The organism is Thioclava sp. UBA3469, from assembly GCF_002378135.1.
GTDB classification, from domain to species: domain Bacteria; phylum Pseudomonadota; class Alphaproteobacteria; order Rhodobacterales; family Rhodobacteraceae; genus Thioclava; species Thioclava sediminum.
Map to the genome: position 1 here is coordinate 8666 of NZ_DFRG01000024.1, position 22503 is coordinate 31168.

Consider the following 22503-nt stretch of genomic DNA (forward strand, 5'->3'; position numbering starts at 1 on the left):
GCGGCTCGTGACCTCGGTCTCGCGCGGCCAGCGACCGCGCTACGTTCAGGATGCGATGCGCGCCGATGCTCCCGAACTGGTCCGGCTCGTGCAGAGCGGCGCGCGGATCATGGTGTGCGGCGGGCGGGACATGGCGGCGGGTGTCGCCGATGCCCTGCATGACATCCTCGCGGCTTCGGGCCTGAGTGCGACCAAACTGAAAACGGAGGGACGGTATGTCGAAGACATCTTCTGATCTGCTGCGCCACGCCCTGCACGGCGCGACCATGGGCACCCGCTGGACCGCCCTGTTCTTCGCACCGCCCGAGCGCGATCCAGCGCCGATCCAAGCCGCGCTTCAGGCGGCGGTTGCGGAGGTGGATGCGCAGATGTCCACGTGGAAACCGGACAGCGACCTGATGCGGCTCAACGCGGCTGCAGAAGGCGAATGGTTGAAGGTGCCCGGGCGTTTGGCCGAAGTGCTTCGTCTCGGGCTCGAGATCGGCAAAGCCTCGGGCGGCGCGTTCGATATCGGGCTCGGAGATGCGGTCACGGCTTGGGGCTTCGGTCCCGACGATGCGTCCCCCGAGGCGATCCGCGCCGCGATGAGCGTGCCGCGGCAGCCCGCAGATCAATGGCTCGAGATCGACCATGACCGGGTGCGCAAAAGCGGCCCCGCGGTGCTGGACCTGAACGGGATCGCGAAAGGCTACGGCGTGGATCGCCTCGCCGAGACGCTGGCCGCGCAGGGGATCGAAGCCGGTCTTGTCGGGATCGACGGCGAAATGCGGGCCACGGGGCTCAGGCCCGATGGCAGCCCGTGGACGATCGCGGTCGAGAGCCCCGATCCGCTGCGCCGCACGCCGCATTCGATCCTCGCGCTCGAGAATGCGTCCGTCGCGACCTCCGGCGATTATCGTCATTGGATCGACCTCGGCGCGCGCAGGCTCTCGCATACGATGGATCGTGTGCGCGGCGCGCCCTTGCTGGCATCGCCTGCCTCCGTGACGGTGGTCGCGCGCAGTTGCGCCGAGGCCGACGGCTGGGCCACCGCGCTTATGGTGCTTGGCCCGGAGAAGGGATTGGAGGTTGCGAGAAAACGCGGGCTCGACGCCCTGTTCCTGATGCGCGAGGACGACGGGTGCGTGAAAAGCTTCGGGACAGGCAATCTGTTTCCCGAGAGCGTCGCGGCGGCGGTCTAGGCCACGTCGCTTCGGCGTCGGCGTACCTAGTCTCGAATGACCTCCGCGCCAGCGGCCCCGGCCGGATCGATCTGGCTGGCGGCGTTGAAGAACAGCTCAATTAACTCGTTCCGTTCGTCCTTCAGGGCGAACACGACCTCGTCCACCGTTGACCGGATGTCGCGGATCAGCAGCCTGCGCACCGTATCGGTTCGGTAAGTGCCGAAGCGCCACATGAAGCCGACGCCGATCCCCAGCGCCACCGCCTCATAGACGGCGTCGCGGGTGTCGGCGATCAGCTGCGGCTCGGGGGACAGGCCGGTCGCACGGAAGGCGCGGTCGACGACCTTCTGGGTCGAGGACCCCTGCGAGCGGAAGATCAGCGGCAGCCGCGCCAATTCTTCCAGACTGACCTCGTCACGCAATCCGGTCGGGCTGTCGGCGGAGACGATGCCCACCACCTCCTGCGACAGCACCCGCGCGGTGCGGAATCGGCGATCGTTCGGCAGATCGGGCAGCACCGCGACATCCACCTCGCGCCGCAGCAGGGCCGCGAGAATGTCCTGATGCGAGCCGCTTTCCACCGAGACCGTCAGCGAGGGGTGCTGGCGCAGCAGCTGGTGGACGATCGCGATGCCCGGCATCGAATTGCCCAGACCGACGCGCAGCCTGCGCCTGCCGGTCGGGCCCCGGCGTTCGAGGATGCGCAGCGCGTCATGTTCGGCCTCGCGCATCCGGGCGCCGATGTCGCAAAGCTGCTCGCACAGCGGCGTGGCACAGAGGGTTCCGTTGAGCTTGTCGAACAGCCGCACGCCAAAGGCGGTCTCGAGATCGCGAATCTGCTGCGCGACTGCGGAGTGCGACACCCCCAACCGGCGCGCAGCAGCCGAAAAAGAGCCCTCCTCGGCGACCGCAGTCACCGAGCGGAGGCGGGAAAGCGACAGGGCGCTCGCCAAAGATCCAACCGAAGCTTGCATCATCCGACGGCTTAGCTTGCAGATGTAACATCCACGTCACAGAAACTCGTCAAACCGTGAGCAGTCCGGGGCGACGCCCCATCACCGCATGAAAAGACGCGCATCGCGCGAACGGGGCCGAGGCCCCGAACGGAGAGGATTTGCCCATGACCCAGCCTGTCGGATTGTCCGAGTTCCTGTCAGGGCCGCTCCCCGAACGTGCTGCGGTTCTGGCCGATCTCGATGGCTGTCTGATCGCTGGGGACCGCGTGCTGCCCGGCGTGCCCGAGCTGATCGAGCGCTGCGGCGAGCGGCTTTGGGTCGTCTCGAACAATTCCACCGACACTGCCGAGCACCTCTCGGCCCGGCTCGGCATGATGGGGCTCGCGGTAGCTGCCGAGCGCATGGTGCTGGCGGGGGAGGAAACGCTCCGCAATCTGCAGCGCCGTCGCCCCGGCGCGCGGGTCGCACTTTTCGCCGCGCCGCCGCTTGTCACGCTGGCGCGCAAGCTGGGACTTGTGCCCGACCGGGCGCAGCCCGAGCTGGTCCTTCTGGCGCGCGACACCGGTTTCAGCTTCGCCGACCTGACGGAACTCACCGCGATGGCCGCGCGGGGCCTGCCCGTGCTGCTGAGCAATCCCGACACGTTCCATCCCGGCCCCGACGGCACGCCCCGACCCGAGACCGGCGCACTTTGGGCCGCGGCACGCGCCGCCGTGCCCGCCGCCACCGCATCGAGCCTCGCCAAGCCCGCCCCCGATCTGGTTCACGCCGCGCTGTCCCGCGCCGGGGTCGCGCCGGGCGCGGCGGTTTTCCTTGGCGACACGCCCGAAACGGATGGCCGCGCGGCCGCCGCCGCCGGGGTCGAGTTCGTCTTGCTCGCCCGGCCGGGTGGCGTGACCCTCGCACAGGAGATCGTGACATGCTGAGCTACACCCTGCGCACCCTCGTCCGGATGGCGCTGACCTTCTTCGTCATCGTCACGCTTGTGTTCTTCGCCACACGCCTGTCGGGAAACGCCATCGATTTCCTCGCGGGCGAGGGCATGACCCAAGAAGACCGCGAGATCCTGATCCGCTATTACGAGCTCGACCGGTCGCTCTGGGACCAGTACTTCGCTTTCCTGCGCGCCTTCCTCGACGGGAATTTCGGGCTGTCCTTCATCGAGCGCCGACCGGTCATCCAGATCGTGGCGGAGCGGTTGTGGCCCTCGGCGCAGCTCCTCCTGTCGGCGATCGGGCTCACGCTCGTCGTGTCGCTCCCGCTGGGCATGATCGCCGCGATCTGGCGCAAGCACTGGCTGGGCAGCGCGGCGATGGTCGTGGCCTTCCTCGGCTATGCAGTGCCCAACTTCATCCTCGCCGTGGTGATGGTCTTGGTCTTCGCCTACTGGCTGAACTGGCTGCCGGTGGTGGGCAACGGAACGCCGCTGCATTTCATCATGCCGACGCTGGCGATGTCGGGCGTGCTGATCGCCGCGCTCACGCGCTTTACCCGCAACGCCATGCTCGATGTGCTGGGGCAGGACTTCATGCGCACCGCCCGCGCCAAGGGCCTGCCCGAGCGCGCGGTGATCCTGCGCCACGGATTGCGCAACGCCTCGATCACGCTCCTGTCGGTGATCGGTCTTCAGATCGCGGGGCTCGCCGCCTCCGGCTCGGTGGTGGTGGAATCGATCTTCGCCTGGCCCGGCATCGGCGACCTGCTCGTCTCCTCGGCGATCCGGCGCGACTACCCGGTGCTCCAGTTCGGGGTCATCACCGTCGCCATCGCCGTCATCCTCATCAACGCCGCCATCGACCTTGCCTATGCCTGGGCCGATCCGCGCCTGCGCCATCAACTCAAAGGGTGATCCGATGACCATGGCCCTCAACACTCCCGCGCCTTCGGCCCTACACCGCCTTTGGACCGGCACCAACGTGATCCAGAAAGTCGCCTTCGCGGTCGGGCTGGCCCTCTTGCTCATGGCTTTCCTCGGCCCGCTGATCGCGCCGCATGATCCCAATGCGCAGAGCCTGCTCTCGCGGCTGCGCCCGCCGATCGGTTTTGATCGTGCGAAGGTCGCCTATCCGCTGGGCACGGACGAGCTGGGCCGCGATGTCCTCTCGCGCAGCCTGCACGGTCTGCGCCTGACGCTGATGCTGGCGATCCTCGGCGCGCTGCTGGGCCTTCTCGTGGGCGGGCTGCTCGGTCTGCTGGCAGGCGTGGTCGGCGGACGCACCGATGCCGCGATCATTTCGGCGGTCGACACCCAGATAGCGGTGCCCTTCACGCTGATCGCGCTGTTCACGCTGGCGATCTTCGGCAGCTCGCTTCAGGTGATGGTCATCGTCCTCGGCCTCGCCGGCTGGGAGCAATATGCCCGGATCGTGCGTGGCGACGTGCGCCGCCTGATGCATCTGCCGTTCATCGAGGCCGCCCGCGCCGCAGGCGCCAGCCCGCGGCGCATCGCCTTCACCCACCTGCTGCCCAATATCGTCTCGCCGCTGGTGGTCCAGTTCACGCTGTCGCTGTCGAATATCGTGCTCCTTGAAAGCACGCTGTCCTTCCTCGGCCTCGGCGTGCAGCCGCCCACCGCGACGCTTGGCTCGATGGTCGGCATCGGTCGCGACTACATGCCGACCGCCCCCTGGATCGTCATCGTCCCCGCCGCGCTGATCGTGTTGCTAACCTTCGCCGTCCAGGTGGTCGGCGACTGGTTACGCGACAGCGTCGACGTGCGCCTGCGCGCACGCTGACACCCCGCAACAAGAACAGAAGGCCGCAAGCGCCCGTCGTCAAACCCTGCAATGGAGATACCAATGCTCAGACTGCTCGTTTCCACCGCTCTTGCCGCCGGCATCGCTGCCGCTGGCGTCACGGGGGCTCAGGCCCGCGAACTGAAAGTCGGCGCTGCCAACGTCGCCAAATATCTCGATCCCGGCCGCGACCACTCGAATGTCGGCTCGCAGTTCTATTACAACACCTTCGACACGCTGATCGACAAGGATCACGAGAAGATCGGCGGCGAATGGCGCCCCGGTCTGGCGACCGAATGGAACCTCGTTTCGCCCAAGGTCATGGAGTTCAAGCTCCGTCAGGGCGTGACCTTCCAGAACGGCGAAGCGATGACCGCCGATGACGTGGTCTTCTCGCTCAACCGCATGTATCAGGCCACCTTCCCGCCCTACATGGTGCGCTCGAAGGACCGTCTGAACAACTTCGAGAAGGCCGAGAAGGTCGACGATTACACCGTCCGCATCACCGTGAAGCGCGAAGAGCCGCTTTGGGAAACGCTCGTGAACCTGCAGCAGGTCATGATCATCCCCGAAGACTACACCAAGGGCCTGACCGGCGATCCGAACGTGGCCGAGGACAGCGATTACGAAGCCTTCTCGATGGCTCCGGTCGGCACCGGCCCCTATGCGATCAGCGAGTTCAGCCCCGGCGAGCGCGTGGTCTATACCCGCTTCGACAATTTCTGGGGCGACAAGGCGCCGCTGGAAAAGGTCTCCGTGATCCATATCCCGGAAACCGCCTCGCGTATCACCGCGCTCAAGACCGGCGAAGTCGACATGATCACCAATGTCGCGCCCGACCAGCTGTCGCTGATCGAAGCCGACCCGAGCATCAAGGCCGCGGGCAGCGTCACGCCGCTGTTCCACGTCATGATCATGAACACCAACCATCCCAAGCTGCGCGATCCGCGCATCCGTCAGGCGCTCAGCCTCGCGATCGACCGCGACGCGCTGAACGAGGCGCTTTGGCTCGGCAAGGCCGTCGTTCCCTCGACCCACACGATGAAGGAATTCGGCGACCTCTACATGCCGGAGCTGAAGACCTTCGAATACAACCCCGAGAAAGCCCGCGAACTGCTGAAGGAAGCTGGCTATGACGGGTTCGAGATCACCTATGACACCGACCCGGTCTATTACACCAACGGCCTTCTGGCCGCGCAGGCCATCGTCGAGATGTGGGCGCAGGTCGGCATCAAGGGCAAGGTGAACGTCGCCGAGAAATGGACCGGCAACAGCAAGGACATGATGACCCGCAACTGGTCGAACCCGATGTATTTCGCGGACCCCTTCGGCTCGTTCGGCGTCATGTGGGCCCCGGATGCGGCCTCGGAATCGGAAGGCCGTTTCACCACCGACGAAGCCTATCGCAAGACCTGGGACAAGTTCCGCTTCTCCAAGGATGTCGCGGATCGTCGCGCCGCCTATGCCGAGCTGATGGATCGCATCAAGCAGGACCCGCCGGTGCTGCCGCTCTATCGCCCCTATGAGAGCTGGGCGATGCGCAAGGATATCGCCTGGGCGCCGAAGCCCGGCCACATCCCCTATGTGCTCGACTTCCGCGCCGGGGCGATCTCCTTCGCCTCCAACTAACGCTCCCCGCCCGTCGCCGCTTATGCGCGGTGGCGGGCACCTTCCCCCAACTCTTTGGAAAGTTTCAGCATGTCCACCCGTATCGCCATCGTCACTGATATCCACCATGGCAAGCCCTCGACCGCGAAGCGCGGCGACATGGCGCTGCCCCTGATGGAAGACTTCGCCCGTTACGTTCGCGACGGCGGCGCCGATCTGGTGCTCGATCTCGGGGACCGGATCTCGGATGAGAACCGCGACACCGACCTGCGTCTGGAAGCCGAAGTGGCCGAGGCGTTCCGCGCCGTCGAGGCCCCGATCCTGCATCTCAACGGCAACCATGATCGCGATCATCTGGAGGTCTCGGATAACGAGGGGATTCTCGGCCAGACGCTCGATCACGGGGTCATTGATGTCGGCGGCTGGCGCATCGTCCTGTGGCGCGCCGATACGCGTATCCGCCGGATGCCTGACTATTCCGGCTTCGTGCTCACCGAGCCCGATGTGGTCTGGCTCTCGCGCACCATGCAGGCGAGCGATCGTCCGACGCTCGTGGTCAGCCATGTGCCGATCTCGGGTCATTCGCAGCTGGGCAACTACTATTTCGAGAACAACCCGGCCAGCTCGACCTATCCGATGGCCGAGCGCGCCCGTGCCGCTCTGTCTCGCGCGAAGGTGCCGGTCGTCTGTCTTGCCGGTCACGTGCATTGGAACACTGTCACCACGGTCGACGGCATCACCCATCTGACCCAGCAATCTCTGACCGAGAGCTTCACCACCGAGGGCGAGCCCGCCGGCGCGATGGGGATGATCGAACTGGGCGACAGCTTCCGCTGGGAGGTCGTGGGCGACGATCCCTTCTCCTTCGAGACCACTCCCCGCCATCGCCGCTGGACGCCCCCGCTGCCGTCCTTCGCCGACCACCCCGAGGCACGCGTCCGCCGCGCTGCCGCAGCCGCGAGTTGATCCATGAGCCGCGCACCGCTTCTGTCAGTTCAGAACCTGAGCCTCGCTTTCGGCTCCCACACCGCGCTGTCGGGGCTCAGCTTCGACATCGCACGCGGAGAGACCGTCGCGCTGGTGGGGGAGTCCGGCTCGGGCAAATCCGCCACCGCGCTGGCGCTGATGCGCCTGATCGAACGCGAGGGCGGGCGCCTGACTGGTGGGCGCATCGATCTGGACGGCGACACGCCGGTCGAGATCACGGCGCTCGAGGAACGCGAGATGCAGCAGGTGCGCGGCAACCGGATCTCTATGATCTTTCAGGAGCCGATGACCGCGCTCAACCCGGTGATGCCGCTTGGCGAACAGGTGGCAGAAGTCTTGCGCCTGCATCAGGGGCTGGACCGCAAGGCGGCGCTGGCGGCGGCCCGTGCCGCGTTCGCGCGGGTCAAGATCCCCGAACCCGAACGGCGGCTGGTGCAATATCCGCACGAGCTGTCGGGCGGGTTGCGGCAGCGCGTCATGATCGCGATGGCGCTGGCCTGCCAGCCCGATCTGCTGATCGCCGATGAACCGACGACCGCGCTCGATGTGACGACGCAAGCGGAGATCCTGTCGCTGATCAAAGAGCTGCAGGACGAAAGCGGAATGGCCGTTCTGTTCATCACGCACGACATGGGGGTGGTGGCCGAGATCGCCGACCGCGTCGTCGTGCTGTGTCGCGGCGAACAGGTCGAAACCGGTCCGGTCGGGCAGATCTTCGCGGCACCGCAGGCCGAATATACCCGCAACCTGATGGCGGCGACGCCAATGCTGGGTGCGGGGGCTCCGAAACGACCGCTCAGCGCCGATGCGCCGCTCCTCGAAGTCGATCGGCTCTCTGTGCGTTTCCCGGTGCGCCGCGCTGCTCCGGGGCGGCCTGCGCTGGACTATCATGCGGTCAACGAGGTCTCGCTGACCCTCGGGCGCGGAGAAACGCTCGGGCTGGTGGGGGAATCCGGTTGCGGCAAATCCACTCTGGCGCGGACCTTGCTCGGGCTCGAGGCAGCCTCCGGCGGGCGGGTCCGGCTGAGCGGGCAGACCCTGACCGGCCTGACGGCGCAAGAGCTGCGCCCGCTGCGCGGAAAGATGCAGATGGTCTTTCAAGACCCCTATGCCAGCCTCAATCCGCGGCTTCCGGTCTATGATCTGATCACCGAGCCTGCCCATATCCGCAACCCGATGACGCGCACCGAGCGGCGGACGATGGCGGGCGAACTTCTGGAACGGGTCGGGCTGGAAGCCGCCGCGATGGACCGTTACCCGCACCAGTTCTCCGGCGGGCAGCGTCAGCGGCTCTGCATCTGCCGCGCGCTCTCGGTCAAACCGGCGATCATCGTCGCAGATGAGGCGGTCTCGGCCCTCGACGTATCGGTCGCGCGCCAGATCACCGATCTGATCGCCAAGCTGCAGCGGGAGGAGGGCGTCTCCTTCCTCTTCATCTCCCACGATATCGCGGTCGTCGAACGCGTCAGCCACCGCATCGCCGTGATGTGGGCGGGGCAGGTTGTCGAAACCGGGCCGACCGACACCGTTCTGAAGAACCCGCTGCATCCCTATACCCGGCGACTGCTGTCGGCGGTGCCGCATCCGGACCCGCAGCGCAGACCGCTCCAGCGCGAGCGCGCAGCCGACCTGAAAACGCCGAAGCTTCTGCTGCCGCGCGCCACAGGCCCCGAGCGCATCGCGCTGCGCGAAGTCGGGGAGGGGCATTTCGTGGCCATCCGCGACACGGTCGAACTGATGGCCTACCAGTCGATGACGCGCGCCGCGCCAGAGGCGGTTCGCGAAGCGAAGCGCGAAGATGTCGGGAGTATGGTTTTCTAGCGCTCTCGGAGTCGTCGGCGCTGGGCGGAGGACTACCCGGATCGACGCTGCTGCAACTGACCCGCCACAGAGCTTTCGTCCAGCGCCTTCAGGAACAGCGAGAAGAGCTGCGCCTGGGACGAGATCGACAGCTTCCGGTAGGCGTTCTTGCGATGGACCTTCACCGTCTCGTCGCTGATCTCGAGATTTGCGCCGATCGCGGTCGTTGAGTAGCCACGCAGCACCATCGCAATCACCTCGGTCTCGCGCGGGGTCAGCACCCCTCCGGCAATTCGGTCGAGCAGGACCTGCAGAGGGGGCAGGGCGGTCTCCGCCGCATCGTCGCGCGCCTCGCGCGCTGCCGTGACGCCCCAATGGCCGCGCATCAGGGCTTCGATGACGGGTCCCACCTCGGCGAGACGCGCCCGCTCGCGCGCACTGAAAACCGGCTGGCCGCGTTCCCGGGCGAAGCTGATCACCGCGACCCGCTCCGGCCCGATCGCGGCGAAGATGCCGATCTCGTCGCGAATGCCGGTGCGGCTGTAATGCTTGGCGTAATATTCCGACTGGAAAAACTTGTCCGGTGCCATCTGTCGAAGACCGGCCATCCCCGAGCGCCGCCGTTCGGTTTCGGCGTAGAACGGGTCGAGCAGATACGGACCGGTGCAGTAATCCCAGATCACGATCCGCGCCGCATCCGGCGGCAGATTGTGGTAGAGAGATTGCGGCGTCGCGTTGCCCTCATAGGCAAAGACCATGCAAATCTTGTAGGGAAACAGCGTCTCCGTCGCCCGGTCGAGCGTTCGGGCGAACTCTTCGGTTCCCATCGCAGTGATCGCATCCGCGATGCGCTCATTCCATCCTGACATCGTTCCCGGTCTCGCTTCGATCCGCGGCGCCCCTTGCGGGAGACGCGGCATACCCCTCGGGGGGTATTGGTAGGCTCAGCCAAGGCTCTAAGCTGAACCGGATCAGGAAAAAATGGAATGCTGCGGAATGCAAGCTGATACCCCCCATCATGTCGATATGCACGAAATGCTCGATCGGATCGGCGCGCAATATGTGCATATCGGGATTTTCGATCAGGACGGGATGTTCCGCGTCAAACGGGTCGCGCGCGCCAAGGCGGAGAAACTGGCCAAGGGCGGCTACCCGTTCTGCGATGTGCTCTACAATTGGGATAGCGCCGAGGAGACCTACGGGAGCGGCGACTATACCGATGTTCCGGCGCAGCTTTTCCCCGAGACGGTGCGCGCCTGGCCCTTCGAGGGCGATCAGGCGATCTGCATCGCCGATTACGCGATGCCCTTCGGAGAGCGGTCGGGACGAAATCAGTTGATCCGCCAACTCGAGAAAGCGCGAGACATGGGCTTCTCGGTCCATTCGGCTTTCGAGTTCGAGTTCAACCTGCTCGACGAAGATGCGGCGAGCCTGCGCGAAGGCGGGTTTGCCGAGCCCAAGCATTACGCGCTGGGCAACAAGACCTACTCGCTCGAGACGCTGGCGAATGAGCACGATCTGCTCGATGGGCTCGTGGCGATGATGGAGAGCCTCGGGATCGGTCTCGACGCGCTGCATACGGAACTTGGCCCCGGCTGTCTCGAAGTGCCGCTGACCCATGCGCCCGGCGTCAAGGCTGCCGACGATGCCGCCTTGTTCAAGAACTTCGCGAAGACCTATTTCCGGCGCCACGGGCTCACCGCCTGCTTCATGTCGAAGCTGAATGAAAACCTCTCGGGGCAATCCGGGCACCTGCATGTCTCGCTGCGCAACCTGGCCGACAACAGCCCCGCCTTCGTCGATCCCGGCGATGCGGACGGGCTGAGCAAGACCGCCCGGCACTTCATCGCCGGGCTGGTCGCCCTGATGCCGGAGATGCTCGCGCTGTGCAGCCAGACGGTGAATGCCTATCGCCGGATGGTTCCGGGGATGTGGGCGCCCACTGCGGCCTCCTGGGCGATCCAGAACCGCACGGTCGCGGCGCGGGTGATGAATGACAGCCCCGATGCGACCCGCGTGGAGTTCCGTGTGCCGTCAGCAGATACGAACCCGCATCTGGCCCTGGCGATGTGCCTCGGGGCCGGGTTGTGGGGGATCGAGAACGAGCTCGACCCGGGCCCGCCTGCCTCCGGTGATCAGTATCTTCTGGACCCGTCGCCCGACACCCGTTTCCCGAGCGATCTTGGCATGGCCGCCGAGCGGCTGAACGAAAGCAAAGTCGCTCGGGCGATTTTCGGCGACGTGTTCATCGACAGTTTCGTGCGCGCGCGGCGCCACGAATACGCTTCTTTCCTTCGCCATGTGAGCACTTGGGAACGCGAAAGATACCTAGAGGTCGTCTGAAACAAGAAAAGAAAGCTGGCCTTGATCCAACCAACCGGGAGTAAAGAGAGATGACAAAGTCCAAGGGAATACCGATGTTTTCACCCAACCGCCGCACGTTCCTGCAAGGCATGGGCGCGGCAGGGCTCGCGGGGGCAGGGTTGATGCCGCGCAAGGCACATGCCGCCACGTCCATGAAATTCATGTGTTGGGAGGGCTATGACAGCCCCGACATCATCAAGCCCTTCGAGGAGGCGAACGACGTTTCGATCTCGATCGACCTCATCACCGACAGCCCCGGCGGTTTCGCCAAGCTCGCAGCGGGTGCGTGGCGTGACTTTGACGTGGTCGCAACCGACAGCCCGTGGGTGCAGCGTATGGGACCGGCCGATATCGGGGAATTCCTCGACGATGCCGAGTTCGCCGATGTCTACGAGAGCTTCTATCCGCAATTCCGCGCCCCCTTCGCGCCGCTGGATTTCGACGGGAAGACGACGGGCCTGCCGACGCGCTGGGGCTGGGTCGGGCCGACCGTCAATACCAAGTATGACAAGCTGGAGAACTGGAGCAGCTACGCGCCTTGTTTCGATCCGGCCTATAAAGACAAGATCTGTGTGCTCGACTGGGGCGACTGGCCGATCATGCCGATGGCGCTCTATGCCGGGATCGATCCCTACAAGGAGCTCGACGACGCCGAGCTCAACGAAATCCGCCTCGTGCTGCGCGCGCTCTTCAAGAACACGCGGGCGATCGTCGGTGACCTGTCGGTCGCGCAGAAGGGTTTGATGGACGGCTCGTTCAGAACCCTGATCGGGGGCGGCACCTACTGCACCTCGGCGCTGCGCAAGGACGGTCAGAAAGAGATCATGTCGATCGTGCCGGAGCCGAAAGACGGCTTGAACCAGGGCATCATCTGGATGGAAGCGGGCGGCGTCGTGAAAGACCCGGTGGACGACGCCAAGGCCAAGGCGCTGCTGCGCGACCTGACCTCGCCGGAAGTGGCCGTGAAGCTCGCCTGGACGGAAGCGACCTGCAACCTCGTGCCCTCGCAGGAAGCCGAAGCTCTGTTCACCGACGAGCAGAAGGACGTGCTGCAGATGGATTACATGTGGGAGGCCTGGGACAAGTCCCACTTCCACAACGTGGCGCCGAATATCGACCAGATGCTCGAAATCTGGTCTCAGGAACTGGCCGCCGCGCGTTGATCTCCCGATTTGCAAGGGCGGTTTCGCCGCCCTTGCTCCCTTTCTGAGACAGGAAGTCCCCCTTGGTTTCTCCCATCATCAAAGCCACCGGAATCGATAAATACTACGGCACCTATCGCGCGCTGACCGATATCTCATTGGAAGTCGCCAATGGAGAATTTCTGGCCCTCGTCGGGCCTTCGGGTTGCGGCAAGACCACGTTGCTCAAAATCCTGGCCGGTTTCGAGGACCTGTCGGCAGGCAGTCTCGTGATCGACGGGGAGGATATGACCGAGATCCCCGCCTCGGCCCGACCGACGCGGATGGTGTTCCAGAAGCTCGCGCTCTTCCCGCACAAGACCGTGGCGCAGAATATCGGCTTCCCGCTGCATCTGGCCAAACGCCCGAAGCCCGAAATCGACGCGGCGGTGCGCCGGATGCTGGAGCTGATGCATCTCAAGGAGAGCTACCTTAACCGATACCCGCATGAACTGTCGGGCGGGGAGCAACAGCGCGTGGCGCTCGCGCGTTCGATGGTGTCACAGCCGCCGGTGCTGCTGCTGGACGAACCGATGAGCGCGCTCGACGCGAAGCTCAAGAAATCCCTGCAGGCTGAACTCAAGCACCTGCATCGCCATGTCGGCACGAGCTTCGTCCATGTCACGCATGACCTCGAAGAGGCGATGATGCTCGCCGACCGGATCTGCGTCATGCGCGCGGGGAAGATTGTCCAACTGGGCGAGCCGTCCGAGATTTATTACCGCCCCGCGAATGCCTTCGTGGCCGGGTTCATCGGGGATACCAACCTGCTGCCCGCCAAGGTCACGCGAGAGGGCGATGCGTTCCGGTTCGCCTGCGACGTCCTCGACTGCGCGAACCCGATCATGGCCGCCGATCAGGTCGCGCCCGGTGTCGCGGGAGGGGCCGAGGCGGCGCTGATGATCCGCCCGGAAATGCTGCGCCTGCTTGCGCCGGGCGAAAGCGCCGACTGCACGATCACCGGGACGGTGAACGAGTATTTCATCCGGGGCGCATCGATCCAATATCGGATCGCGGCGGCCGGAACCGAGATCGTGATGGATATCCCCGGCACCTCCACCTTGCCGGCGAAGCAGGGCGATCCGGTGAAGCTCGGCCTCGCGCTTGGCGACCTGTTCGCCGTGGAGGCGTAAGCGATGGCCGAGATACAGAAATCCTGGCGGGACGGGGCATTGCGCCTGTCGACCTTGCCGCTCTTGCTGCTGATGGGGCTGTTCTTCGTGATCCCGCTGATCATGACGGCGCTCCTTAGCTTTCAGGGCACGCAATACTATCGGCTTGTCTGGACCTGGGATCTGAAGGTCTGGACCGACGTGTTCAGCCAGGTCCACTACTGGACGATCATGTGGCGCACCTTGATGATGGCGCTGGTTTGCACGGTGCTCTGCACCATCCTCGCGATCCCGATCGCCTATGGCATGCTGCATCGCCTGTCGCGCTGGTCCGACCATATCACCCTGCTGATGGTCTTCGCCTTCCTCACCGATGCTGTTCTGAAGACCTTCGGTTGGGTGCTGTTTCTCGACCGCTCCGGCGTGTTGAACGGCACGCTCGAGGCGATTGGATTTCCGCCAGCCGCGGTGAACGTGCTCTTCACGCCGAACGCGACGATGATCGGCATGGTCTACAATCTGCTGCCCTACACGATCTTCACCATCGCGCTCTCCATGGCGCGGATCGACGGAGATCTGGTGCTCGCGGCACGCGACGCGGGCGCCTCGCGGCTGCGCGCCTTCATCGAGGTGACCTTGCCGCTTGCCAAGCCCGGCATCTGGGCGGGGGCGGTTCTGGTGTTCGTTCTCAGCCTCGGCGTGTTTCTCGAGCCGAAGGTGATGGGGGGCGGGACCTCTCCGCTCGCGGCGGAACTGATCCGCCAGAGTTTCGAGACCCGCGTGAACTGGCCCCTGGGAGCGGCGCTGACGCTCGTGCTGATCGTGATCGGGGCGGCGGCTTTGACGGTGGCTGGAGCGGTCGCGCTCTGGCAGGCGCGGAGGGGGACGAATGACTGATCGCATGGAAAAGCGAATTGCGGATGTCCTGCTCTATGGCTCCGTGTTCGCCGCGCTGATTTTCTTCTACATTCCAATCGCCACGCTGGTTCTGTTCTCCTTCACCAAGAGCCGCTTCCTGTCCTGGCCGATCCCCGAATTCTCGACCCGCTGGTATGGCGAGTTGCTGGCGGATCGCGATTTCTGGTCCGCGCTTGGCAACTCGGCGCTTCTCGCGGTGCTCGCGACGGTCTTCGCGACGCTTCTTGGCATCGGGGGCGCCTTCGCCTGGAGCCGCTACAAGTTCCGCTTCCAGTGGGGCTTTCGCATTCTGACCTTCGCGCCGCTTCTGTTCCCGCAGCTTCTGCTGGGCGTCGTGATGCTCTTGTGGTTCTCGGTTCTGGCCGGCTGGCTGAACATGTCGCCCGGGCTTTGGTCTGCGGTGATCGGGCATGTCATCTACATCACGCCGTTTTGCATCGTGATCATCTCGGTGCAGATGCAGGGCTACGACAACACGCTCGACTATGCTGCCGAGGATGCGGGGGCGACCCGCTGGCAGATCCTGCGGGAGATCACGCTTCCCCTGATCTGGCCGGGAATCTTCTCGGCCGCGATCTTCGCATTCCTGCTGTCGTGGGGGAATTTCTACATCACCTATAGCCTCTCGGGCTCGACGCGCACGCTGCCGACCTTCGTCTTCTCGGGGATCGCGGTGGGGTCGTCCCCGATCTACCCGGCCCTCGCCACGCTGACCTTCATCCCCGCCTTGGTATTGATCTTCGCCGTCGACAGGTTGCGCAAACGCGCCGCCCGTCGCCGCCTGAGTGCGATTGCCGAGAGCTGATCACTTCGACAGGACCTTCCCATGAGTGAATTCGATTTTGCGAGCCTCCACGCGCGCTGGAGTTTCCCGACGCAAGTCTGGTTCGGAGCCTGGCGCCTGTCCGATCTTCCCGCAGGCTTGACAGAGATCGGCGCAAAGGCACCGCTGCTGATCACCGACAGAGGTCTCGCCACGTCTTCGATCGCAACGCAGGCGCTGGAGATCGTGAAAGCTGCCGGCATGGAGCCCGGATTCTTCCGCGATGTGCAGCCGAACCCCACCGTGGAAAATGTCATGGCGGGACGGGAGGTCTTGCGCAAAGGCGGCCATGATTGCGTCATTGCGCTTGGCGGGGGCTCCGCGATGGATGCTGCCAAGGCGGTCGCGATGATGGCGGGGCAGTCGCGCCCGCTGATGGATTTCGAGGATGTCGGCGACAACTTCCGGCGCGTTCAGACCGAGGGAATGGTGCCTGTCATCGCGATCCCGACAACGGCAGGGACGGGTTCCGAATTTGGCAGATCGTCGGTGATCACCGATACCCAGACCCATCGCAAGGTCATCATCTTCCACCCCGAGATGCTGCCGGAACTGGTGATCCTCGACCCTGAGCTGACCGTTGGCCTGCCGCCCACTCTGACGGCCGCGACCGGTATGGATGCGCTTTCGCATGCGCTGGAAGCGCTCTGTGCGCCGGGTTGGCACCCGATGGCCGATGGCTTGGCCCTGACGGCATTGAAGATGATCGACGGGGCTCTCGCGACGGCCTATTGGGAGCCCGAAAATCTGGAGGCGCGCTCGAACATGATCGTTGCCTCCGCGATGGCCTGCACGGCCCTGCAAAAAGGGCTCGGCGCGGTTCATGCCTTGGCGCATCCGTTGGGCGCGCGCTACGATGCGCATCACGGGATGCTCAATGCGGTGCTGATGCCCCATGTGCTCCGCTTCAACCTGCCTGCCGTGAGAGAGCAGATGGCGACCCTCGCGCATGAATTGCGCCTTGAGGGCGACGATCCCGGCGCGGCGGTTCTTGCGTGGTTGGAGGCGTTGCAGGCGCGCATCGACATGCCCTCGACGCTGAGCGAAATGGGCGTGAAGGTGAATGACAGTGATATTCCCGCTCTGGTCGCCGATGCGTTGCGTGATCCGTGCGCCGGAGGCAATCCGATCCGCTTGGACGCGGAAGGGGTCGAGCAGATCTTGCGGGCCGCCCGCTGACTGCCGGGCTGCGGCGCATGCGATCCTCAAGGCATCGGGGAGCGGCCTGTCGTCGCTCGGCGTCGGCCTTGTCGTGCTGCCCGGCTACAATCGGCCCGAGAACGATCGCGCGCGTGCGGGCCCTGCGCTTCACCTGCGCGGAATATGCATTCCGAAGATATTGAACCGCTTATCGATCACCCGGACTTCGTGGTGGTGCTGAGGGCTCTCAGAGAGCTCCAGTTCGGGAGATCGCACTTCCAAGACGGACGGGGCAGGGCCTAAGGGTCGCATCCCAACTCAATTTGACATCGATGACATTTTTAATTATGACACCGATGTCTTTTAGGGGTCGCGGAGTTTTTTCCGCGTTGGAGGGGCCGTCGTGTCGACGATTTACGATGTAGCAAAGCTGGCTGGCGTTTCGCCGAAAACGGTGTCGCGCGTCGTGAACGGGGATGCGCCGGTCGGCAAAAAGACCCGCGAGAAGGTGGAAACCGCCATTCGCGAGCTGAAATATGTCCCCTCGAGCGCGGCACGCATGATGCGCTCGAACCGGTCGGGTCTGATCGGCGTCGTGACGGGGGCGATTTCGCGCACGGCCGAGCTGTCCGACCCCAAGGGGCTGCCCGATCTGTTCATCCTTCAGGGCATTCAGCAGGTCGTCGCCGAGCGCGATCTGACCTTGATGATCGCGGATACGGCCGGACAGATCGACAAGGTTCCCGCGCTCCTGCGCACGTTTCAGGAGCATCGGGTCGAAGGGCTGATCTATGTCGCCGACTATCACAAGCGGGTGGCCTTCGAGACCGCGACACCGGCTTGCCCGCTGGTGCTCGCAAACTGCTACGACGTGCACGGAACCCCGGCGATCGTGCCCGACGACAAGGCGTGTGAGAAACGGCTCGTCGAGCGTCTGACCGCGCATGGCCACAGGCGCATTGCCTATCTGACATTCGATCCCGCGATGGACGCGGTGCCGCTTCGCATCGAGGGGTATCGCGAAGCGCTTGAGGCCGCGGGGATCGCCTACGACCCCGCGCTCGTATCGACAGGCTACCCGATCAACACCGAATTTCTGCACCGGTGGCTCGACGAGGCGCTCGATCGGATCCTCGCCCTGCCGGAACCGCCAACCGTGATCTGCTGCGGCAATGACGAGATGGCGATGCAGCTTTACGGATTGCTGCGCACCCGCGGCATCCGTGTCCCGGAGGATATCTCCATCGCCGGTTTCGACAATTACCGCGCGATCGCAGAGACCCTCTACCCGCCGCTGAGTACGGTCGAACTGCCCTATGCCGAGATGGGCAGGCAGGCGGCCGAGCTTTTGCTTTCCATGATCTCGGAGGAGGCATCCCGTCCGCACGACCCTGTGCGGGTGGCGGGACGCGTATTCTGGCGCTCCTCCGTGACCGACCTCGAACTCGAAAGCCAGACATCCAAGGGAGGATGACATGAAACTATTGAATGTGACGGCCGGGGCGGTCATTGCCGCCACCGGGTTCTGCAGTGCTGCCTTCGCGACCACCGATCTGACGATGTGGTATCACGGCGCGGGCAACAAGGTGGAGAGCAAGATCGTCCACCAGATCATCGACGACTTCAACAAGAGCCAGTCGGACTACAAGGTCGCTCTGCAGAGCTTCCCGCAAAACAGCTATAATGACTCGGTGACGGCAGCAGCCCTCGCGGGCAACCTGCCCGACATTCTCGACATGGACGGGCCGATCATGCCGAACTGGGCCTGGTCGGGCTACCTGCAGCCGCTGCCGATCCCGGAAGATCACTTCAAGGATTTCCTTCCCGGCACCAAGGGCGTCTATGACGGCAAGCTCTACTCGATCGGGCTGTGGGACGCGGCGGTCGCGCTTTATGCGCGCAAGTCCACGATGAAAGAGCTGGGGCTGCGCACGCCCACGCTCGACAAACCCTGGACCAAAGACGAGTTCATGAGCGCGCTCGAGGCCGCGAAGAAGAGCGGCAAGTTCGACTACGCGATCGATCTGGGCATGTCGGACAAGGGCGAGTGGTATCCCTATGCGTTCCTGCCCTTCCTGCAGAGCTTCGGCGGCGGGCTGGTCAACCGCAAGACCTATGACACCGCAGAGGGTGTGCTCAACGGCGATGCGGCGATCGCATGGGGCAACTGGTGGCAGTCGCTGTTTACCGAAAAGCTGGCGCCCGGCACCAGCCAGGACCCGGCAGCCCATGAAACCGGCTTCATTGACGGCAAATACGCCTTCTCGTGGAACGGCAACTGGAACGCGGTCAAGACGATGGACAAGGTCGACGATGTCGAGTTCCTGCCCGCGCCGGACTTCGGCAACGGCTCCAAGATCGGCGGCGCGTCCTGGCAGTTCGGCATCTCGGCCAGCTCCAAGGCTCCCGAAGGTGCGGCGGAGTTCATCAAGTTCGCGACGCAGGACAAGTATCTGGCGGAGTTCTCGGATGCGCTCGGCCTGATCCCGGCGACCAAGTCTGCCGCGCAAATGACCAAGAACTACAAGACGGGCGGTCCGCTCGCGGTGTTCTACGGCCTGTCCGAGGCGCAAGCCGAGAAACGTCCGGTGACCCCCGGCTACGTCGTCGACTCCAAGGTGTTCCAGAAGGCCGCCGCGGATATCGCGGACGGGGCTGACGTGATCGACACGCTCGATTCCGCCACCGACCAGATCAACGCCGATATCAAGCGCAACGACGGCTACAAGAAGAACTGAGCCGCTGTGCCGCGGGGGCGCGCGATTGCCGCGCCCCCACCTCCAACTTCAGACCGGGAGACCGCGCCATGCGCTCGTCACTGACTTCCGCCAATCGGGCGGGATGGGCCTTTGCCCTGCCGGGCATCGTGCTGATCCTCGCCTTCATCATCACGCCTTTCTTTCTGGGCGTCGGCTTCTCGTTGACCAACCAGCGGCTGATCTCGCCCAATGCCACGCGTTTCGTCGGCCTCGAGAACTACCGGGAAATGCTCAACATCGCGGTGGTCGACCTTCAGGCCAAAACCGATAGCGCGGGCAAGACCGTCACCGATGCCGATGGACAGGCCGAATTTCCCCGCCTGCGCTCCATCACGCGCAACCCCGACACGCCGCAATATCACGGCATGCAGGAATGGTTCCGCTGGGTCTCGGGCGACACGGCGCATGTGGTGATCGCAAGCGACGTCGTGTTCTGGAAAGCGCTGCTCAACACCTGCATCTTCGTGCTGATGGTCGCACCGATCCAAGCCGCGATCGCGCTGGGTCTCGCGCTGCTGATCAATCAGAAACTGCGCGGGATCACGATCTTCCGCACCATCTATTTCATGCCCGTCGTCGTCTCGATCGTCGTCGTCTCGCTGCTCTGGCGTTTCATCTATTCGGGACAGAACGGGCTCTTGAACAACATGCTGTCCTTCCTGAGTTTCGGGCATTTCCAGCCCGTCGACTGGCTGGGCAATCCACATACCGCGCTTGGCGCGATCATCACGATGTCGATCTGGCAGGCGGTGGGCTTCCACATGGTGATCTGGCTCTCCGGGCTTCAGACGATCCCGCCCACGCTCTACGAGGCCGCCGCGATCGAAGGCTCGTCGAAATGGCAGACCTTCCGCTATGTCACCTGGCCGGGGCTGCGCCACACCGCCGTGCTGGTGCTGATCGTGATCACTATGCAGGCCTTCGCGATCTTCGCCCAGATCGACGTCATGACGAAGGGCGGCCCGCTCGACTCCACCCAGACGCTGGTCTTCCAGGCCGTGCAACGCGGCTACGGAATGCAGAACATCGCGGGTGGCTCGGCGATCTCGGTGATCCTGTTCCTGATCGTTCTGGTGATTTCGATGATCCAACGCTGGCTGACGAGGGAGCGCTGAAATGAGTGTCATTGGTTCCGATAACCGCAATCTGCGGCTGGGTGTGCGCTATCTCGTGCTGATCCTGATCGCGCTGATCTTCGTCCTGCCGCTGCTGTTCATGGTGATGTCCAGCTTCAAGCCCAGCGACGAGCTGCTGCGCGACACCTCGAGCCTGCGCGCCTTCCTGCCGGTGGGCCAGCTCAGCCTCGACAATTACACCGGCGCCTTCGAGCGCGCCCCGGTCGGGCTTTTCGTCTTCAACTCGATCTTCGTGACCGGGACGACGGTGCTGCTGTCGCTGGTGATCTGTTCCCTCGCCGGGTTCTCCTTCGTCTTCCTGCAATGGCGCGGGCGCGACGTGATGCTCTCGATCATTCTCGCGACCTTCATCGTCCCGTTCGAGACCATCGCGATCCCGCTTCTCCTGGAAGTGTCGAAACTGCCCTGGCTGGGGCTGGACGGGCTCAGTTGGGGCTGGCTCGACAGCTACCGCGTGCAGATCATCCCGTGGATCGCGGACGGGCTGACGATCTTCCTCTTCGTGCAGTATTTCAAAGGCCTTCCCGGCGAGCTGATCGAGGCGGCCCGCGTCGAGGGCGCAAGCTGGTTCCAGATCTATCGCCGCGTGGTGATCCCGCTCTCGGGGCCTGTCATCGCGACCGCCGCGATCCTGAAATTCCTGATCATGTACAACCAGTATCTCTGGCCGCTGATCGTGGTCCAGCAAGAGCAGTATCGCCCGGTGATGGTCGGCCTGCAGTATTTCTTCCAACTCAACCCCGCATGGGGGGAGATCATGGCTTACCTGACGCTGATCACGGTGCCGGTTCTCGCCTTCTATCTCGTGCTTCAAAAGGCGTTCATCGCCTCCATCGCCTCCACCGGCGTGAAAGGATAATCCGACATGGTTCTCGCACTCGACAAGCAATGGGTCTGGGACAGCTGGTATGCCCATGACGGCGAACGCTGGCATGCCTGGTTCCTGAAGGCCGACAAGTCGCTCGGCGATCCGGACCTGCGCCACTTCAACGTCAGCCAGGGCCACGCGGTCTCGGACGACCTGATAAGCTGGCACCATCTGGGGACGTCGCTGGCCCCGACGCCGGCCCCGGCCTGGGACGATCTGGTCACCTGGACCGGGTCGGTGCTGCGCGACGATGACGGGCTGTGGCACCTGTTCTACACGGGCGGTCGGCAGTCCGAAGACGGGCTCTATCAGCGCATCGGTCACGCGACCTCGCGCGACTTGCACAGCTGGGACCGCGTGGGCGACGGGCTCTGCCTCGATCTGACCGGCCCCAATGCCGCGCAGTACGAGGCCGAACACATGGTCGGTCACTGGCACGACCGGGCAATGCGCGACCCCTGGGTGATGCGCGATCCCGCAGGCGACGGCTGGTTGATGTATTTCACCGCCCGCGCCCCCGGCATCGAAGAGGCGAATGAGGCCGGGGCCATCGGCTTCGCCACCTCGCCCGACCTGATCCACTGGGAATTGCAGCCGCCGGTCTTCGTCGGCGGGTTCGGTCAGCTCGAAGTGCCGCAGGTCTTCGAGGAGAACGGGCGCTGGTATTGCCTGTTCTGCACCGCCGCCGAGCACTGGAGTCGCGCGCGCATCGCGGACACCGGCATGACCCCGGTGACCGGCAACCACTACCTGATCGCAGACGACCCGCGCGGGCCGTGGCGGATCGCCCCCGGCTTTCTCGATGGCGCAAACCCGTGTCGGCGCTATGCCGCACGCATCCTCAAGACCGCCGAGGGACTGGTGATCATGGGGTTCGACGACAATGGCCACGACCATTTCGTCGGCCAGATCCGTGATCCGGAGCCCGTTCTCGTGGATGCGGAGGGTTATCT

Annotated in this window: 20 protein-coding genes and 1 pseudogene; 19 read left to right on the top strand and 2 right to left on the bottom strand. The window is 64.5% G+C overall.

Annotated elements, in window-relative coordinates:
• Both B3D39_RS01880 and B3D39_RS01885 read left to right on the top strand, forming a co-directional pair.
• Positions 1-235: pseudogene (locus B3D39_RS01880) on the top strand (N-acetylglucosamine transferase); the annotation flags it as partial.
• Positions 216-1181 carry an FAD:protein FMN transferase gene (locus tag B3D39_RS01885; RefSeq protein ID WP_274963667.1) on the top strand — a complete coding sequence of 322 codons (966 nt, stop codon included), beginning with the start codon at positions 216-218 and terminating at the stop codon, positions 1179-1181. The pseudogene B3D39_RS01880 and the gene B3D39_RS01885, both read left to right, overlap by 20 nt.
• Positions 1182-1207: 26 nt before the next feature.
• Here the strand turns inward: B3D39_RS01885 and B3D39_RS01890 are convergent, their stop codons facing one another.
• Positions 1208-2140, bottom strand: coding sequence for a LysR family transcriptional regulator (locus tag B3D39_RS01890; protein WP_349678079.1), 933 nt, complete (start codon positions 2138-2140; stop codon positions 1208-1210).
• A gap of 143 nt (positions 2141-2283) precedes the next feature.
• On the opposite strand from B3D39_RS01890, the gene B3D39_RS01895 reads away from it, so the two are divergent.
• The 6 genes from B3D39_RS01895 (at position 2284) to B3D39_RS01920 (ending at position 9270) form a co-directional block, all read left to right on the top strand.
• Complete coding sequence (locus B3D39_RS01895; protein WP_078599680.1) at positions 2284-3045, top strand: HAD-IIA family hydrolase; 762 nt, start codon at positions 2284-2286, stop codon at positions 3043-3045.
• Complete coding sequence (locus tag B3D39_RS01900; RefSeq protein WP_078539987.1) at positions 3039-3968, top strand: ABC transporter permease; 930 nt, start codon at positions 3039-3041, stop codon at positions 3966-3968. Before B3D39_RS01895 ends, B3D39_RS01900 begins: the two co-directional genes overlap by 7 nt.
• Before the next feature lie 4 nt (positions 3969-3972).
• Entirely contained in the window at positions 3973-4854 is an 882-nt protein-coding gene (locus B3D39_RS01905) for an ABC transporter permease (RefSeq protein WP_274962420.1), read from the top strand.
• 63 nt (positions 4855-4917) lie between these two features.
• Entirely contained in the window at positions 4918-6483 is a 1566-nt protein-coding gene (locus B3D39_RS01910) for an ABC transporter substrate-binding protein (protein WP_078569694.1), read from the top strand.
• 69 nt (positions 6484-6552) lie between these two features.
• The gene (locus tag B3D39_RS01915; RefSeq protein WP_274962421.1) at positions 6553-7428 is read left to right on the top strand and encodes a metallophosphoesterase family protein; all 876 of its coding nucleotides are present in this window, start codon (positions 6553-6555) and stop codon (positions 7426-7428) included.
• Positions 7429-7431: 3 nt separating this feature from the next.
• Complete coding sequence (locus tag B3D39_RS01920; RefSeq protein WP_274962422.1) at positions 7432-9270, top strand: ABC transporter ATP-binding protein; 1839 nt, start codon at positions 7432-7434, stop codon at positions 9268-9270.
• Positions 9271-9302: 32 nt separating this feature from the next.
• On the opposite strand, the gene B3D39_RS01925 is transcribed toward B3D39_RS01920, so the two are convergent.
• Complete coding sequence (locus B3D39_RS01925) at positions 9303-10118, bottom strand: helix-turn-helix transcriptional regulator (RefSeq protein WP_274962423.1); 816 nt, start codon at positions 10116-10118, stop codon at positions 9303-9305.
• A 127-nt stretch (positions 10119-10245) separates the two neighbouring features.
• Between B3D39_RS01925 and B3D39_RS01930 the strand changes: the two genes are divergently transcribed.
• The 11 genes from B3D39_RS01930 to B3D39_RS01980 all read left to right on the top strand — a co-directional run.
• On the top strand, positions 10246-11592 hold the full coding sequence (locus tag B3D39_RS01930; RefSeq protein ID WP_274962424.1) for a glutamine synthetase family protein: 1347 nt from the start codon (positions 10246-10248) through the stop codon (positions 11590-11592).
• A 74-nt stretch (positions 11593-11666) separates the two neighbouring features.
• Positions 11667-12776 (top strand): ABC transporter substrate-binding protein, encoded by a 1110-nt coding sequence (locus tag B3D39_RS01935; RefSeq protein WP_158522092.1) that lies wholly within the window; start codon positions 11667-11669, stop codon positions 12774-12776.
• Positions 12777-12838: 62 nt separating this feature from the next.
• Positions 12839-13927: an ABC transporter ATP-binding protein gene (locus B3D39_RS01940; RefSeq protein ID WP_274962425.1), complete on the top strand. Its 1089-nt coding sequence runs from the start codon at positions 12839-12841 to the stop codon at positions 13925-13927.
• Between the two features lie 3 nt (positions 13928-13930).
• Positions 13931-14803, top strand: coding sequence for an ABC transporter permease (locus tag B3D39_RS01945; RefSeq protein WP_078519942.1), 873 nt, complete (start codon positions 13931-13933; stop codon positions 14801-14803).
• Positions 14796-15629 (top strand): ABC transporter permease, encoded by an 834-nt coding sequence (locus B3D39_RS01950; RefSeq protein WP_078519941.1) that lies wholly within the window; start codon positions 14796-14798, stop codon positions 15627-15629. Before B3D39_RS01945 ends, B3D39_RS01950 begins: the two co-directional genes overlap by 8 nt.
• 21 nt (positions 15630-15650) lie before the next feature.
• The gene (locus tag B3D39_RS01955) at positions 15651-16826 is read left to right on the top strand and encodes an iron-containing alcohol dehydrogenase (protein WP_274962426.1); all 1176 of its coding nucleotides are present in this window, start codon (positions 15651-15653) and stop codon (positions 16824-16826) included.
• 364 nt (positions 16827-17190) lie between these two features.
• Positions 17191-18261 carry a LacI family DNA-binding transcriptional regulator gene (locus tag B3D39_RS01960; RefSeq protein ID WP_274962427.1) on the top strand — a complete coding sequence of 357 codons (1071 nt, stop codon included), beginning with the start codon at positions 17191-17193 and terminating at the stop codon, positions 18259-18261.
• Between the two features lies 1 nt (position 18262).
• Positions 18263-19525 carry an ABC transporter substrate-binding protein gene (locus tag B3D39_RS01965; RefSeq protein ID WP_274962428.1) on the top strand — a complete coding sequence of 421 codons (1263 nt, stop codon included), beginning with the start codon at positions 18263-18265 and terminating at the stop codon, positions 19523-19525.
• A 68-nt stretch (positions 19526-19593) separates the two neighbouring features.
• Complete coding sequence (locus tag B3D39_RS01970) at positions 19594-20661, top strand: carbohydrate ABC transporter permease (RefSeq protein WP_078545702.1); 1068 nt, start codon at positions 19594-19596, stop codon at positions 20659-20661.
• Position 20662: 1 nt separating this feature from the next.
• On the top strand, positions 20663-21541 hold the full coding sequence (locus tag B3D39_RS01975) for a carbohydrate ABC transporter permease (protein WP_078519936.1): 879 nt from the start codon (positions 20663-20665) through the stop codon (positions 21539-21541).
• A gap of 6 nt (positions 21542-21547) precedes the next feature.
• Positions 21548-22503, top strand: a 956-nt coding sequence (locus tag B3D39_RS01980) for a levansucrase (protein ID WP_286789325.1), incomplete at its 3' end; no start/stop codon positions are given.